The 17,295-nt window shown below is 22.5% G+C and carries 14 protein-coding genes and 2 pseudogenes; 14 read left to right on the forward strand and 2 right to left on the reverse strand.

Annotated features, from left to right (window positions below):
• Positions 1-60 precede the first annotated feature (60 nt).
• Positions 61-1,161: pseudogene (locus AACK89_RS00090) on the reverse strand (IS3 family transposase).
• Between the two features lie 133 nt (positions 1,162-1,294).
• Here AACK89_RS00090 and AACK89_RS00095 point away from each other — a divergent pair.
• The 14 genes and pseudogenes from AACK89_RS00095 to rlmB all read left to right on the forward strand — a co-directional run bounded on the left by AACK89_RS00095 (position 1,295) and on the right by rlmB (position 15,742).
• On the forward strand, positions 1,295-2,308 hold the full coding sequence (locus AACK89_RS00095; protein WP_338978462.1) for an ABC transporter ATP-binding protein: 1,014 nt from the start codon (positions 1,295-1,297) through the stop codon (positions 2,306-2,308).
• A gap of 65 nt (positions 2,309-2,373) precedes the next feature.
• Positions 2,374-2,760 (forward strand): GNAT family N-acetyltransferase, encoded by a 387-nt coding sequence (locus tag AACK89_RS00100; RefSeq protein ID WP_338978465.1) that lies wholly within the window; start codon positions 2,374-2,376, stop codon positions 2,758-2,760.
• A 375-nt stretch (positions 2,761-3,135) separates the two neighbouring features.
• Positions 3,136-4,755 carry a lysine--tRNA ligase gene (locus AACK89_RS00105; RefSeq protein ID WP_338978469.1) on the forward strand — a complete coding sequence of 540 codons (1,620 nt, stop codon included), beginning with the start codon at positions 3,136-3,138 and terminating at the stop codon, positions 4,753-4,755.
• 231 nt (positions 4,756-4,986) lie between these two features.
• Positions 4,987-7,221: a hypothetical protein gene (locus AACK89_RS00110; RefSeq protein ID WP_338978471.1), complete on the forward strand. Its 2,235-nt coding sequence runs from the start codon at positions 4,987-4,989 to the stop codon at positions 7,219-7,221.
• A 117-nt stretch (positions 7,222-7,338) separates the two neighbouring features.
• On the forward strand, positions 7,339-7,500 hold the full coding sequence (locus AACK89_RS00115; RefSeq protein WP_338975659.1) for an ankyrin repeat domain-containing protein: 162 nt from the start codon (positions 7,339-7,341) through the stop codon (positions 7,498-7,500).
• 407 nt (positions 7,501-7,907) lie between these two features.
• Positions 7,908-8,720, forward strand: coding sequence for a hypothetical protein (locus tag AACK89_RS00120; RefSeq protein ID WP_338978473.1), 813 nt, complete (start codon positions 7,908-7,910; stop codon positions 8,718-8,720).
• Positions 8,720-9,193, forward strand: a pseudogene (locus AACK89_RS00125) (23S rRNA (pseudouridine(1915)-N(3))-methyltransferase RlmH). The gene AACK89_RS00120 and the pseudogene AACK89_RS00125 overlap by 1 nt, the downstream one beginning before the upstream one ends.
• A gap of 12 nt (positions 9,194-9,205) precedes the next feature.
• Entirely contained in the window at positions 9,206-9,877 is a 672-nt protein-coding gene (locus AACK89_RS00130) for a uracil-DNA glycosylase (protein ID WP_338975656.1), read from the forward strand.
• 110 nt (positions 9,878-9,987) lie between these two features.
• Positions 9,988-10,935, forward strand: a complete 948-nt coding sequence (locus AACK89_RS00135) for a hypothetical protein (protein ID WP_338978475.1) — start codon at positions 9,988-9,990, stop codon at positions 10,933-10,935.
• Positions 10,936-10,953: 18 nt separating this feature from the next.
• Entirely contained in the window at positions 10,954-12,078 is a 1,125-nt protein-coding gene (locus tag AACK89_RS00140) for a bifunctional folylpolyglutamate synthase/dihydrofolate synthase (protein ID WP_338978477.1), read from the forward strand.
• Positions 12,079-12,789, forward strand: a complete 711-nt coding sequence (locus AACK89_RS00145) for a hypothetical protein (protein WP_338978479.1) — start codon at positions 12,079-12,081, stop codon at positions 12,787-12,789.
• Positions 12,790-12,988: 199 nt separating this feature from the next.
• On the forward strand, positions 12,989-13,522 hold the full coding sequence (locus AACK89_RS00150) for a hypothetical protein (RefSeq protein WP_338978481.1): 534 nt from the start codon (positions 12,989-12,991) through the stop codon (positions 13,520-13,522).
• A 135-nt stretch (positions 13,523-13,657) separates the two neighbouring features.
• Positions 13,658-14,989, forward strand: coding sequence for a cysteine--tRNA ligase (gene cysS, locus AACK89_RS00155; protein ID WP_338978483.1), 1,332 nt, complete (start codon positions 13,658-13,660; stop codon positions 14,987-14,989).
• Positions 14,990-15,001: 12 nt separating this feature from the next.
• Positions 15,002-15,742, forward strand: coding sequence for a 23S rRNA (guanosine(2251)-2'-O)-methyltransferase RlmB (gene rlmB / locus AACK89_RS00160; RefSeq protein WP_338978486.1), 741 nt, complete (start codon positions 15,002-15,004; stop codon positions 15,740-15,742).
• A 196-nt stretch (positions 15,743-15,938) separates the two neighbouring features.
• Here the strand turns inward: rlmB and AACK89_RS00165 are convergent.
• A protein-coding gene (locus AACK89_RS00165) for an IS3 family transposase (RefSeq protein WP_338978487.1) occupies positions 15,939-17,038 on the reverse strand; the annotation gives its coding sequence in 2 pieces (ribosomal slippage) (positions 15,939-16,795 and positions 16,795-17,038; 1,101 coding nt in all).
• Between the last annotated feature and the right edge of the window lie 257 nt (positions 17,039-17,295).

Consider the following 17,295-nt stretch of genomic DNA (forward strand, 5'->3'; position numbering starts at 1 on the left):
TAAATAAGGTAAAGTAATTTGGAATGGCAACCCTTTTTAGGACTATTTTTTGGTAGACATTTATTTTTGATAATTAACTGGAGTTAAGTAGTTTAAAGTGCTGTGAATTCTTATGTTGTTATATCAGTTGATGTAATCAAATAATTCTAATTTTAATTGGATTAATGATGTAAAATTTTTATCATTAATAAATTCAATTTTGAAAGTTTTAAAAGTTGCTTCAGCAACAGCGTTATCATAAGGACAACCTTTTTTGCTTAAAGAGCGATTAATATTGAATGCTAGTAAAAGTTTATCAATAATTTTATTATTAAATTCATTACCGCGATCACTATGAAATATTTGAATATCTTTTAAACAACGATTTGAGTGCATAAATGCTTGATGTACTAATGATGCATCTTTTTTAGTACCTACACTATGTCCAATAATTTCGCGGTTAAATAGGTCAATTAATAGGCAAATATAGTTTCATTTACCCATTAACTTGAACATAAGTTAAATCACTAACAATAACTTCATTTTTAAGCCTATTATTAAAGTTTCTATTAACGATATTGGTTATTTGACTATCGTTGACTTTATTATGATGATTTTTGAATGATAATTTAGTGTATTTTGATATTAAATTATGTTTATTCATAATTTCTTTAATTTTTCTGCGTGACAAATAAATATTCTTTTCTTTTAGAACAACTTTTAATCTTCTTGTTCCATAAACTTCTTTATTTTCTTTAAAAGCACTAATAACAGCTTCATCATAAATATTATTTTGTTTTTTTTCTTTTTCCTTTAAATTAAAATAATATGTTGATTTAGAAAGTTTTAAAAAACGACACATTGTGCGAATTTTATATTTAACTTTATTTTTAGCAATAATTTCTATTTTCTGCCTATTATTAGTGCTGCTTGCTTTAAAATATCATTTTCCATTCGTAACTGTTTTAATTCTTTTCTTAATTTAATTAATTCATTTTCTTCAATAGAACGATTATCTTTAGTTTTAAAACTGCCTGAATTAGTAAATTGCTTAATTCAATTATAAGTAGCTGCTCTTGTAACATTGTACTCTTTAGCAAGACAAGACACTGACTTACCGCTTTGATATAAAGCTACTATTTGTTTTTTAAATTCATCGGTATATGAGTTAATATTGGCCATAATTATAGTTCCTTTCTTTTAACTAATTTGTTCACTTGTCTACGTAATTAGTGTCCAATAAAGTGTAACCTATCCAATTGATAAAATGAGTGTGTTGTTTATAAAAGCATGGAATTAAAAAGGAGAAATAATTATGAAAAAAGATAATAAGGAAATTAAAAAAGATGATAAAGACATTGGAAGTAAACAAGTAACTAAAAATAAGTTAGAATCTAGTTTTACAAAGAAGTCAGTATCTAAAAATGAAGCTACAATACCACCAGTAACCCATAAATCTCATGATAAAGCAGAATCAAAGGAAGAAATAGAAGCTAATAAAGCCAAATTGCAAGCTTTTAAAGATAATCAAAAAGCAATTAAAAAATTAACAAAAACTCATTCAAAAGAAATTTTAGCAGGTAAAATTATATCAATGACTAATAATACTCCTGATACTCAAACTAATGTTATTGAATTATTTGATGTTAAAAAATCTTACTTAACTGGAGACTTAGAATATGAAGTATTAAAAGGAGTTAATTTAAAAATTAAATTAGGTGATTTTGTTGTTATCTTAGGACCATCGGGAAGTGGTAAGACAACATTATTAAATATTATTTCGGGATTGGATAAACCTAATACTGGTGATGTTTTTGTGGGGGGATACAATTTATCTTTATTAAAAGATAGTCATTTAACTAAATTTAGACGAGATAATGTTGGTTTTATTTTTCAACAATACAATTTATTAACTAACTTAACTGCTCGTGAAAATGCTGAAGTTGGTGAAAATCTTGCTAAAAATAAAAATATGAGTATTGATGATATTTTTCAAGTTATTGAAATGGATGAACATATGAATAAATTTCCAAGTCAATTATCAGGTGGGCAACAACAAAGAGTATCGATTGGTAGAGCACTAGCAAAAAATCCGACAATTTTATTTTGTGATGAGCCAACAGGAGCACTTGATGAGGAAATGGGGCGTAAGGTATTAGAGATTTTATTGGATGTTAATCGAGAATATAAAACATCAATTATTATGGTTACTCATAATCCTAACTTCCAATATGTTGCAAATACTGTTATTAACGTTAAAAATGGTAAAATTATTAGTGTAAAGAATAATGAAAAACCAATGAAACCAAGTGAAATAAATTGAAGTTAATATTATTAATTAAATAAACTAACAAATTGTTAATAGAAAAAATATCATAACAAAGGAGTAAAAATATGATATTTTTTGAAACCCCTAGATTAAAAATTAGATATTGAGAAGATAGTGATTTAGATGAACTTGTTTTATTAAATTCTGATAAAGATGTCATGAAATATTTTCCTAGTACATTATCAAAAGATGATACAGAAAAATATTTTTCGAAAATTAAAAATAATTTAAATAATAATGGATTTGGTTTTTATGCTGTTGAATTTAAAAAAGATAATAAATTTATTGTCTTTATTGGCTTTAGCGAAGTTGATTTTATTGATGATTTTAGACCATGTATTGAAATTGGTTGACGTTTTAAAAAAAGTGTTTGAGGTCAAGGAATAGCAACAGAAGCAGCTAAAGAATGTTTAAAATATGCAAAAAAAATTAAAATTCACTGAAATTTATAGTTTTACTAGTATATTAAATATTAAATCAGAAAATGTAATGAAACGAATAGGTATGAAAAAAAAGAATCTTATCATCCAAAAATAAATAAAAGTGATATTTTAGCAAAACATGTTTTATACAAAATTAATATTTAGAAGGTAAAAAATGATTAATAAATTGTCTCTAATTTTTATAGATATCTATTAGTAGAAATATTTAAATTAAATTTTAGCCCTTATTATAAATATAAGGGTTTTATTATAAAATTTAAAATTAATTGTTGACAGTAGAATTCGGTATTGAAAATTGATATCATTATGTATAAACCTAAACAATCTTATTTAATTTAATTTTTTTATTTTAAATACTTATTTTAAATACAAAGGATGAAAACAATGAAAGAAACTAAACTTGAAATTAATGGACGTATTTTGACAGAGCAAGAAGCATTAAGATATCAAAAAATACAAGATTTATATAAACAAAATTATGATATTTATGGGCGTAATTGAGAAAGAAATTATAATTGTGAAACTTTAAATAGTGAATTTAGAAATAAAAATAAAGAAGAGTTAGCAAAATTTGTTGCTAATTTACCTAATGATCAAATTAAAATGGCGGGTAGATTAATGACAAAAAGAGAAATGGGAAAGGGTTCAATTTTTGCTCATTTGCAAGATCAAACAGGTAAATTTCAAATTTATTTAAAACCAGAATATATTAATCAAAAAAAATTTGAATGATTTGCAGAATATGCAGATTTAGGCGATTTTTTTGGTATTAAAGGTAAGGTTATGAAAACCAATAAAGGAGAACTAACAGTTCAAATCTATGATATTGTAATGTTATCAAAAGCACTTAGACCTTTACCAGATAAATTTCATGGTTTAACAGATATTGAAGAACGTTATCGACGAAGATATGTAGATTTAATTATGAATCAAGAAACTAAAAAGACATTTTTACAACGTACACAAATTATTAATGAATTAAGAAGTTTTTTAAATAATAAAGGTTATTTAGAAGTTGAAACACCTATTTTACAAGAAGTATATGGTGGTGCTGCCGCTAAACCTTTTATCACTCATCATAATACATTAAAAACCGATTTATATTTACGGATTGCTACTGAATTACATTTAAAAAGATTAATAGTTGGTGGTTTTGAAAAAGTTTATGAAATTGGTAGATTATTTCGTAATGAAGGTATGAGTAAAAAACATAATCCAGAATTTACAACTATTGAAATTTATGTTGCCTATCAAGATATGAAATATATGATGGATTTAACAGAGTCTTGTATAAAACATTTAATTAATACAGTGCATAATAAATTAATATTAGAATATGATGAAAATATATTAAATTTTGAAAAATCGTGAACAAAAATTAGTATGATTGATTCAATTAAAAAAGCTATGATCAAAGATGAAGAGTTTACTAAAATTTTCCAAGAAATTAGTGATATGATTTTAAAATATCATAATATTGAAGATGATAATATTAGAAATATTGAAAAAAATAAAACATTTAAACTTATATTAAAACTTGCAAAAAGTTATAAACTTCATATTCCAGATCATTATAATAGTACTGGTCATATTATTAATTTATTTTTTGAATCTTTTGTTGAAGAAACTTTAATTCAACCTACTTTTATTTTTGATTATCCAATTGAAATTTCACCACTTGCTAAATTAAATAAAAATAGTAAAGAGTTTACTGATCGTTTTGAATTATTTATTGCTGGTAGAGAATATGCAAATGCTTATTCGGAACTAAATGATTCTTTGCAACAATATAATCGTTTTGAAGAGCAAGTAAAAGAAAAAAATAGTGGTAATGATGAAGCAGCAACTATGGATTTAGACTTTGTTGAAGCATTGGAGTATGGTATGCCACCAACAGGTGGATTGGGAATTGGTATTGATCGTTTGGTCATGTTAATAACTGGCCAAAATAGTATTAAAGATGTATTATTATTTCCACATATGAAACCTAGAGCTGAAAAATAATTTTTGTGATAAATTTTTATTATATAAACATATAATAGTAATTTATCTTTTTTTTAAAAAAAGATAAATTAATTAGTTATAATCAAGATACTTCTTTAGATCTTTAGAATAAGGAGCGTTTTATTGTTATTAACACAAAAGATTGAAAAATATAAGTTTTCAAACCCATTGTTTTATTTAAAAACAATTGGTTTTTTTATTTTATAAATAAAATTTAGGAGAATAAGATTTATGCCTTGATTTAATGAATTAATAAAAAAATTTAGAAATTATCCTTTAACTGATGAAAATTTAGACGAAGTTGTTGAAACTTTTAAGAATTTTTTTAAAGAGTATAATGAAAAAGATAACTTTTTTTCTAATTCAGAAGATACTGATTTTGAAAACCCAAGTACATCAGCACCATTAACTCAATTAAAAGAAAATAAAAAAACTGATTTAGATAAATTAATTAAAGAATTAAGAAATGATTTAAAATATAATTTTTTTTCTTATTTTTGAGAAAAAAAAGAAGATTTAAAATTAATTAAACAATTAGATTATTTTTTAATAGAACTTGATAGTAAAATTAAAGAACAAAATGAAAAATTATTATTCTTGGAAAAAAATAAAACATTAATTGAACAAAATAAAATTAATAAGGGTAGTCAAAATAGTACTGAGTTTACTGAAATCACAGATTATTTTAATCTTTTTAATTTTTTAAGTGAAACAATAAGTAATGATATTATTTTTTTAAAAACAATAAATTTAAATATTTTTGAAAATAAAAAAGAGTTTTTAAAAAAAACACGAGAATTAAAAATAAAAATTGATAAACAAATTCGTAGGCTATATCAAAAAAATGAGGAATTAGAAAATAAAAAAGAGAAAATTTTTGAAAATCTTTTTAAAGAAGAAGTTATGACTCAATTAATTTTATCTTTTTGAGCATTTAGAATGAAAAGTGGAGATGAATATAAATTAATTTTAAATGAAGATAAAGATTTAAAAAGTAAATTTGATAAAAATTTTGTATTTTTCTTTGAATTAATAGATGACATATTTAACCGATATATTAAAAAAATTATTAAAAATGAAGAAAGAATATACAATGATATATTTGAAAAATATAATGATCGAGAAAAAGAATTAATAAGTGAACAAGAAGAAATTATTAAAACTAAAGATAAAGTGAAAGAAAGTATAGAATTATTTAAAAATGAATTAGAAGAAAAAAAAGAACAAATTAGAATGCATCAGAAAGAGATAGCAGAAAAAAGAAAACAAATTGAAAATTTAGAAAAACGAAAGAAAAATATAAAAATTAAAAAAATTACTTACTTGCAAGATTTAGAAGAAAATAAAAATAATATTGAAAATCAAATATTTATTCCAAATATTTCAGATGATAAAAAAGGAAAAAAACAATATTTAAAAGAAATAGATGTAGTGATTAAAAAAAAGAATAGTGATATTAAGAAAAAGAATGATTATATTGCGGAGTTACAAGATAATATTACAAGACATGATACTGAGTTAAGTATTAATGATAAAAAAATAAAAAAAATTGAGGATAAAATTAATAAAATTGAGGATTTTTTTAAGCAAAATAAACATACGATGATGTTTGAACTTAAAAAAATAAAAGAAAAATGAATTAAAAATATTAGTAAAGATCAAAAAATATTTATTAATTTCTTAAAAGAAGTTAATAAATTAGAAAATATAGAATTTATTAAGATTATTGAAAATTATTGAGAAGAAAATGCTGACAGTATTAAAAAATTTAATGAAAATTTTAACATTCAAAATAATTTAGAAAACATAAGAGAAGAAAAAGAAAAAATAGAAAATGAATTTAAAGATGATTTCACAACATTAGAAATTAATTTTAAATTAAAAGAAAAAAAAATAATAAAAAATGCAATTAGAGAAAAAAAGGAAAAAATTCAGGAGTCTTTAAGAACAATTAATCAATCAAAACTAGTAAGTATTGAAATCCAAACCGAAATAAATCAAGAAAATGAGAAACCTAGTTGACAAGATCAAAAAATTGAAGAACAAAATAAAACAATTGAAAAACTAGAATTTCAAATAAATTATTTAGAAAAAAAATTAATTTCAATAAAGGAATTACATGAAGATGAAGTAAAAGATTTATCTACAACATTGGAAAATATTAGAGATTTTTTTGCAATGGAAATTAAAAAAACTACTGAAAATTGTGATAATTTAAAAAATAGTTTAAATAAAAAAAATTTAAAAAAAGAAGAACAAAAAATTAAAAATAAATTAAATGAAGAAGAAATAAAATTAACATCTTTAAATGAAGTATGAAAATTAATAAGTACTGAAATTCCAGAGTTACAGCAACCTTTATCAGAAGAATCAAAAAATGCAAGCAAACAAAAATGAGAGAATATGGGCTTAATAGAATCTCAATTACCTTTGGAAACAAAAGCAGAAATATTAAATACAATTTAAACTAATAAGATTAAATTTATTATTGTATCAAGTTTAATTTATAGAAAGAGAAAAAAAGTACATTAGGAAAAAAGAGTATTTCTTAATAAGAAAAATGAAAAAATGATACAAGTCATTATGAATAATAACTTAGAAAAAGTTAAATTATTAGTTAGGAATGGTGTTAGTATAAATTATGTAATTAAAGATGATTTCACTATTTTGATGTTAACTATCAAAAATAATGATTTAGAGATAGTCAAGTATTTAATAGATAATAATGAAATCTTTATCAAGTAAATGAATATGGATATAATGCTTTAATGTTAGTCGTTTGAAATAATCATTTGGAAGTCTTTAATTTTTTTTAATGAAAAATACTAACGATATTTTAAATGAAGAAATTTTAGAATAAAATAAAGACAAATTACCAACATATGAAGAAGCAATGAAATTTCAACAAAAAATTAATAAATCTGATCTTTTAAAGATGAAATAGATTTGCAAAAGCAATTATCAACGATAAAAATTTAATTCCTTTTATGATAATAATAATTTTATTAAAATATTAAAATAAACATTAATATTTTAATTTTAAAAAATGTATTTTTACCTATATGAATTTCCTTTTGCTTTTTATAAAAAAATAAGTTACAATTCTTAGTGAATATTTAATTATTATTTAGTTTAAGGAGAATAACAATCAAATGCGTAAATTAATCACTTTATTTTCAACACTTAGTTTACTTTCTTCTTCTGTGAGTACTATTGTGGCTTGTGGTACTGGAGATGGTTCAAAGATTGAAACAAATTTTAAAAACGAGCCATCAAACAAAGATGGTGATCCGTTAGTTGATTATGTTTATAATAAATACTATCAATATGATACTAAACTTTTATATAAACCACTTACTGCATTTATGCAACTAGCAGCAGACAAAATTAGAATTGATCGTAATGCATTAGAAGTTACAGATGCTGCTAGGGATTTTTATAATAGTGATCAATATAAATCAGGTAATTATGAGAGTATTAATTATAATGTTAATAATGATCCAAATAAAGTAATGAATGAACCATTTAGTTGTAAAGATGCAAATGGAAGTCTTTTAGTTTTTGGTTTAACTGATAATGATATATCTAAACAGCAATATTATGGTTATTGATATGTTACATATGAAACAGCAACAGAAGCAGAAAATCCTTCAAAAGTTGCTAAAACTAGTATTGTTTCACCAAAAATTACTGACTTTAAAGATGATAAAAATAAAACCATTATTAAAAAAGGTTGAATTGACTTATTCTTTATAATGAAAGATTCAAAAATGAATAAAACTTTTAAAATTGATTTTAATATTCAAATTGATGTAAGTTTTAGTTTATGAGTTGATAAAAATAAAAAAGAAATAATTGTTATTAATCCAAATACTATTGATAAAGCTTTGGGTGATGTTGATTTTCGTAACCCAGATAAAGTGGTTCATGAAAGAATAAATAACATGACTTTTTCAGAATCATAATGATAAATATTAAAATTGTTTGTATTGGTCAGTTGTCACAAACATATTGAAAATCAGCTGCCAAAGATTATTTAGAACGAATTAAAAAACGAACTAATATTGAAACAAAAAATATTATCGATTCTAAATTAAATTCAATTCCTAATAATATTAAAATTGAAACTAATAAAATCACTGAATACATATCAAAAAATAATGATTATCAATGATTTTTATTAGATTTATTAGGACAATTAATAAGTAGCGAACAATTATCACAGATGATTAATAAAAATCAAATTTATCAACAAGGTAAAATTGGTTTTATTATTGGTGGTAGTAATGGTGTCGCACAAATATTAAAAGACAATATTAATTTAATTAAAATTTCCTTTGGTAAAATAACATTACCTCATTAATTATGTTATGTTGTTTTATTAGAGCAAATATATCGTTCATTACAAATACTTAATAATCAAAGTTATCATAAGTAGTAGGTGAAAGAAATGTATAATAAAACTTTATTTGTTGATTCCTCATGATTAGAATTTTTTCAACAAGAATATAAAGAAACATATTTTACTAAATTATTAGAAGATATTAAAAAAGAATATCAGACTTATCTTTGTTATCCTCAATGAGAAGAAATATTTCAAGCTTTTAAAATAACTCCTTTATCAAAGGTTAAAGTAATAATATTAGGTCAAGATCCTTATCATCAGCCAAATCAAGCTCATGGTTTAGCATTTAGTGTTAAAACAAATACTCCATTACCACCAAGTTTAAAAAACATTTTTCAAGAACTAAAAAATGATTTAAATATTGAAAAAGATAATGATGGTAATTTAACAACTTGAGCTAAACAGGGAGTTTTGCTTTTAAATACAACTTTAACTGTCAGACAAAGTCAACCTAATAGTCATTTACAATATCAATGAGTAACTTTTACTGATCATGTTTTATCATTTTTAAATTTAAACTGTACTAATCTTGTTTTTATTTTATGAGGTAAAAATGCAAGAAATAAAAAAATGTTAATTGACACAGAAAAACATTTTATTATTGAGAGTGCACATCCTTCACCTTTAAGTGCTTATAATGGTTTTTTTAATTCAAGACCATTTAGCAAAACTAATAATTGATTGATTTCAAAAAATAAAACTCCCATTAAGTGATAAAAATAAAAAAATACTAATTTTATTATATGTATTTAAGCAAACAATGTTATGATATATTTGTTAAAATTAATATAGTTTTAAAGAATATTTCGGGAATGGTGGTTATTTAAATGCCCAATAATTTAATATTTAATCACATATTTTCTCAACGATATGATTTAAATACCTTAAATTTATTTAGTAGATCTACAGTTATTTATTTAATTATTACTTTAAGTAGCATAATGTTAGCATATATTTTAATGAATAGTTTTTGAAAATGATTTCGTAAAGATAAATATAAAGGTGTTCGTTTTACTACTAAAAATATTGCTTATATAACAATGTTATCTTCGGTATCAGTTGTGGCAACTATTATTGTTTCTATTACGATACCCATTACAGTATTACCACCAATTAGAATTGCTTTTGAGGGTTTAATGATTAAAATAACCGGTTATATGTTTGGTCCAATTATAGGTATTATTTGTGCTGCAGTAACGGATATTTTAGTAATGTTATTTGTTCCTTCATATATTAGCATTTATTATATGTTTTGTATTATTTTCACTGGTTTTTTGGCAGGAATTGCTGGAATATTTAAAGTAAAACTAAAAGATTATCCATGAGTTATTTTTGCTTTAATTAATTTTTTTATTATTTTCTTTGCTGGTGGTGGCATGTATATTGTTATTTCAGGTAAGCAATCATCATATTCTATGTCAGGAATTATTGTTAATAAATATGTTCTGGCTAGTATTATGGGTGGTGGTGGCATTATTGGCCTATTAAGTATTTATAGTGTTTTATTTTATTATTTATTGAAAAAAGAAATTTATAGAATTAAAGAAATTTTACCAATTATTTTATTAGCGGTAGTAGCCGAGTATGTAACAACAGTGCTTATAGCCTCTTATGCTGATATGACTTTATTTGATCCTAATGCCAAGGATTATGGAGTAACAGCAATTATGAGAATTGTGCAAGCGCCTCTTAAAATTATAATTAATTCAATTATAATTTATGTGACTTGAAGAACTGTTAATCCTTTAATTAATATTGATAATAATAATTATTAAATAAAGGATTTTAAAAATATGAATGAAGAATTTTTTAAAAAAATATCTAAATATTCAAATAAAGATTGTTTAAAAAAATTAAAAATTATTACTCCAAAGTATTTAAACAATAATATTAAGTATATTCATGTAACTGGAACAAACGGTAAAGGTTCAGTATCGCGTTTAATTTTTGCTATATTATCACAAACCTTAAAACAAAAAATTGGTTTGTTTACTTCTCCCCATATTGAGTTTGTTAATGAACGAATTATTGTTAATGATAGAATGATTAGTAATCAAGATTTAGTTCGTATTAGAGACTTGATTTTTGATGATATTGAATATTATCAATTAGGTTTTTTTGGTATTTTAACTTTAATTGCATTAATTTATTTTCAAGAACAAAATGTGCAATGAGCAATAATTGAAGTTGGGATTGGTGGAAAAATTGATCCTACAAATATCATTGATGCAACATATGCTATTATCACTTCAATTGGTAAAGATCATCAAGATAGACTTGGTAAAACTACATCTGAAATATTACATCAAAAATTGGGAATAGTAAAATCAACGACAAAAAATCTTTTTATTTCAGGTAATTTAAATAATAAATTAAAAAAGCAAATCGATATGGAAGGTTATAAATCTATATATTCTCCAAGATTAATCAATCAACCATACTATCAAGAAAATAAAGAATTAGTTTTAACAGTAATTTCAAAAACATTTTTAGAAATTAATATTAAACAAGCTTTAAAAATCATTAATAATACTAATATTAGATTACGATTTGAGAAATATCAAATTAATGATAAAACTATTTATTTTGATGCTGCTCATAATATTGATGGTATTAAAGCATTAATTAAAACGCTAAAAATTAATAAAATTATTCCTCAACAAATTATATTTTCTTGTTTAAAAAATAAATATCCACAAAAATTAATTAGTTGTTTAAAAAAAGTCTCAGATAATATTATTATTTGTAGTAATAGTAATTTAAATAGTATTACTGGTGAATTTTTTGATTATCAAAAAATGATTAAATGTAGCCCTCATAAAATAATTTTAATTACGGGTTCTTGTTATTTTTTAGCAGATGTTTATAATTATTTAAGAACAAAGAAAATAATTATGATAAAAAAGGGTGGTAATTAAATGAATGTATTGTTATTGAATATAATTGGTGGAGTGTTAATTTTAATTACTTTTTTATTAATCACAGTTTTTGATTATAAAGATAATAAAAAAAAGATAAAGCAAATAAAATTTATTTGCTTAAGTGGAATAATGTTAGCATTAGCTGTTTCTTTAAATACAACAGGTGCTTTAATGTTAAAAAGTTTACCATTTTCTAAATATTTTGAAATTAAATTGGGTAATTTTATATTAGTTTTAATAGGTTTCTTTTGTGGTGGAATATTAGGTTTTCTTAGTGGTATTGCCAGTGATTTTTTAGGTTTATTATTTAGTACTGGTGGTGCATCACCATGTTTATTTTTTACTTTTACTAGTATTTTATGATGTATATTACCTTACTATTTAGTATTAAATTTTAGTAAAATTTATTATAGTAAAAAGACATTTTATTGATATTTGCCAATTGCTTATGCTATTACTTCATTAATTATTACTGGTACTGATCCTATTGCATTAAAAATATTATTTCCTGGATTACCACCTTTATGATTAATTTATTTTCCATTAAGAGTTATAAAATATCCTATTGATTTAACGGTTAATGTTTTTTTAATTGTTACTTGTTATTCTGCATTAAAGAAAACTTTAAATTTAGAAAATCAATTTAAAAAATATTATTTCGCTACAGATCCGCAATCTTTACAATATAATAGAGTACCTGAAGAATAAACCAAAAAATAATTATTTAATTAAAATTTCTGATATTTTTTGTAACATTTTTAAATTTATCTCTTTATTGAAAATATATTAAATTAATAGTAATTTTTTAATATTACTATTTTAATTTTAATAGCATGTTTATTTTATTGATATAGAAATCGTGTAAAATGATTGTATTAAAATATTAAAGATTAGGTGGTAAAGATATATGAAGAAATTACTAAGTAGTCTAGCAGTAGTAACTTTAATTGGAGTAACAAGTATAAGTGTCGTCACTTGTGGTGGAGAAAGACCTTCACCAGTAGAAAAAACTGATTTAAATACAGTTATTATTAAAAAGGAATTAGGTATTATTTACATTGGTCAATTGGACAAACCAAATAAATCTGAAATTTTAAAAGATATTAAAGATAAAAATAAAGAAGCAATTGATCTAACTGAAGATGATTTTGATATTAAAAGTTTTATTGACACTGCAAAAATCATTATTAATGGTAAAGGTACTTATAAAAACGAAGTTTCTTTAACTTGTACTATTACTAATTTTAAAAAAATTTCTAATTGAGAAGATAATAATGGTGCAGTTCATGCTCTAGTAAATATTAATGGTGTACTTTATGTGGGAACATCAATTGCTAATAAAAAGGGAAATTTATATAAAATAAATACTAATGATATTAATGCTAAGATTGAGCCGGTATCTGGTTGAAAAGATACTAATGGTGAAGTTTCAAATAATTAATACTTTTTTAATTATTAATGATTCTCTTTGTTAAAGAGAGTTTTAAATTTAAAAAATTATTTTGTTACAGATTGATATTCTTTACAGTATAATAGAGTATATGGAAACTAAACTTTATTAAGAAGGGTTAATTAAATGATTAAAATTTATGATAGTTTTTCACAAAGATTGCAACCGCTTGCCCCTAATAAAAAGCAAGTTAATATGTATTTATGTGGTCCTACTATTTATAACTATATTCATGTTGGCAATATTCGTGGTGTACTTGTTTTTGATGTTTTACATCGTTTGTTAATTGATCAAAATTATAAAATAAATTATGTTCATAATATTACTGATATTGATGATAAAATTATTAAGAAAGCTGCGGATTTAAAAATAACAGAACAACAAGTTACTGAAAAATATACGTTAGCATATTATGAAGACTTAGAAAAATTAAATATTATTTCTCCTACAAAATTACCAAAAGTAAGTGAATATATTTCAAAGATTATTGAATTTATTAATAAATTAATTATTAAAGATTATGCATATGTTACTGCTGGTGATGTTTATTTTAAAGTTAATAAGTTAAAAGATTATGGAAGTTTGGCACATAAAAATATTGAAGATTTAATTCCAAATTTTAGAATTAAAAATTTAGTTGCTAAAGAAAATAATCTAGATTTTGCTTTGTGAAAATCAACAACAATAGGTATTAGTTGAAATAGTCCATGAGGAAAAGGAAGACCTGGTTGACATACTGAGTGTGCTTGTTTTGTTGAGGCTTTATTTAATGGTCAAACTATTGATTTACATGGTGGTGGTGTTGATTTAAAATTTCCTCATCATGAAAATGAACGAGCTCAATTTGTTGCAGTTAATAATAAAAAAATGTCAAATATTTGATGACATAATGGTCATGTTAATATTGCTAATGAAAAAATGTCAAAATCTTTAAATAATTTTATTTTGGTTAAAGAATTTTGTCAGCAATATCATCCAAATGTATTGCGATATTTAATATTAAATCGTGATCATCAACAACCAATTGATTTTAATAAGGAAACAATTGAAAATGGATTAGTGTCAACAAAAAAATATGAAAATGTTTTAAAACAATGAACATATCAAATATTTATTAACAATATAATATGTAATAATAATCATCATTCAATTTATTATCAACAAATTATTAAAAATTTATCAAATAATATTGATACAACCAATACTATTACTTTAATTGAAAATATGATTAAAAAATTAAATGAAGCACTTATTAAAAAAAATTTTAATGAAGAATTTCAAGAAATTTTTTATACTTTTACCTTTGCTTTAAAAATATTAGGATTTGATTTTAAAGTTGGTAATTATTCTGAAAAAATTAAAAATAAAATTAAAATATGAGAACAACTAAAAAAGGAAAAACAATACCAAGAAGCTGATAAAATTCGTCAAGAATTAAAAGATTTGAATATTATTTAAGGGAGCAAAATTATGGCATTACAATATATTTATGGTTATCACCCTATTATTGCTGCATTATCAACATCGTCATTAATAAAAATTAAAAAAGTTTTTTTAGTTCAAGATAAGTACCAAGAATTGAAAAAAGATTTAAAAAGTGTAAATATTCCTTATGAAATTATTAGTTTACAAGCAATGAATAATTTATTAGGTACTACTAAACATCAAAATATTGCTGCTAATGTTAAAGACTATCAATATTTTTCTTTTGATGAATTAATTAATATTGATTCAACATCTAAATTTTTAAGAATTTTAATTTTAGATCGTATTTCTGATCCACATAATTTTGGTTCAATGTTAAGAATTGCAGCGGGTAATGACTTTGATGGTGTAATTGTTTTAAATTGTAATCAATCTGAAATAAATGGTGCAGTTGCAAAGGCTGCAGCTGGTGCTCTAAGTATTATTCCAGTTTGTCAAGTTAATAATTTAACTTCCGCAATTAATAATTTACAAGAAAAATATAAATTTTGAATTTTGGCTGCTGCTAAAACAGCAAAAGCAATTGATTATTTTACTATTGATTGTAGTAGCAACTTAGCATTAATTATTGGTAATGAAGGTGAAGGGATAAGTCCAAAGTTATTAAAACATACCGATTATATTGTTCAAATACCAATAAGTCCAAAAATAGAATCATTTAATGCTAGCGTTGCTTGTGGTATTATTGCAAACTATATTTACGTTGAAACGTTAAAATTATCGTAAATTTTAAGAACTTATATTTTTTTAAAAAGATACTTTTATATTTTAGGTGTAAATGTTTTTTCTTTATTTATTAGATTTGGTTCTGAAAATTTTCATTTTTTTTCTTTTAAATTTTTGCATATATTTATTTGATCAATTAAATGGTTTTCTAATTCTGGAATGGCAACCCTTTTTAGGACTATTTTTTGGTAGACATTTATTTTTGATAATTAACTGGAGTTAAGTAGTTTAAAGTGCTGTGAATTCTTATGTTGTTATATCAGTTGATGTAATCAAATAATTCTAATTTTAATTGGATTAATGATGTAAAATTTTTATCATTAATAAATTCAATTTTGAAAGTTTTAAAAGTTGCTTCAGCAACAGCGTTATCATAAGGACAACCTTTTTTGCTTAAAGAGCGATTAATATTGAATGCTAGTAAAAGTTTATCAATAATTTTATTATTAAATTCATTACCGCGATCACTATGAAATATTTGAATATCTTTTAAACAACGATTTGAGTGCATAAATGCTTGATGTACTAATGATGCATTTTTTTTAGTACCTACACTATGTCCAATAATTTCGCGGTTAAATAGGTCAATTAATAGGCAAATATAGTTTCATTTACCATTAACTTGAACATAAGTTAAATCACTAACAATAACTTCATTTTTAAGCCTATTATTAAAGTTTCTATTAACGATATTGGTTATTTGACTATCGTTGACTTTATTATGATGATTTTTGAATGATAATTTAGTGTATTTTGATATTAAATTATGTTTATTCATAATTTCTTTAATTTTTCTGCGTGACAAATAAATATTCTTTTCTTTTAGAACAACTTTTAATCTTCTTGTTCCATAAACTTCTTTATTTTCTTTAAAAGCACTAATAACAGCTTCATCATAAATATTATTTTGTTTTTTTTCTTTTTCCTTTAAATTAAAATAATATGTTGATTTAGAAAGTTTTAAAAAACGACACATTGTGCGAATTTTATATTTAACTTTATTTTTAGCAATAATTTCTATTTTCTGCCTATTATTAGTGCTGCTTGCTTTAAAATATCATTTTCCATTCGTAACTGTTTTAATTCTTTTCTTAATTTAATTAATTCATTTTCTTCAATAGAACGATTATCTTTAGTTTTAAAACTGCCTGAATTAGTAAATTGCTTAATTCAATTATAAGTAGCTGCTCTTGTAACATTGTACTCTTTAGCAAGACAAGACACTGACTTACCGCTTTGATATAAAGCTACTATTTGTTTTTTAAATTCATCGGTATATGAGTTAATATTGGCCATAATTATAGTTCCTTTCTTTTAACTAATTTGTTCACTTGTCTACGTAATTAGTGTCCAATAAAGTGTAAACTATCCAAAAGTTAAAATTAAAAAATAGTTACAAAAAATATATTTAATAAAAATTACTATGATAGAATTAAGACAACAATAAAATTTATATTTTAATTTTATTTTTTTAATTTTAAAAATTAATTTATAAGTTTTATTGTTATATTTATTATTTATATAATTTAGCTGTTGCTTTGTAGTGATTTTTT

It is taken from the genome of Spiroplasma endosymbiont of Panzeria rudis, assembly GCF_964019705.1.
GTDB lineage: Bacteria > Bacillota_I > Bacilli_A > Mycoplasmatales > VBWQ01 > Spiroplasma_E > Spiroplasma_E ixodetis_A.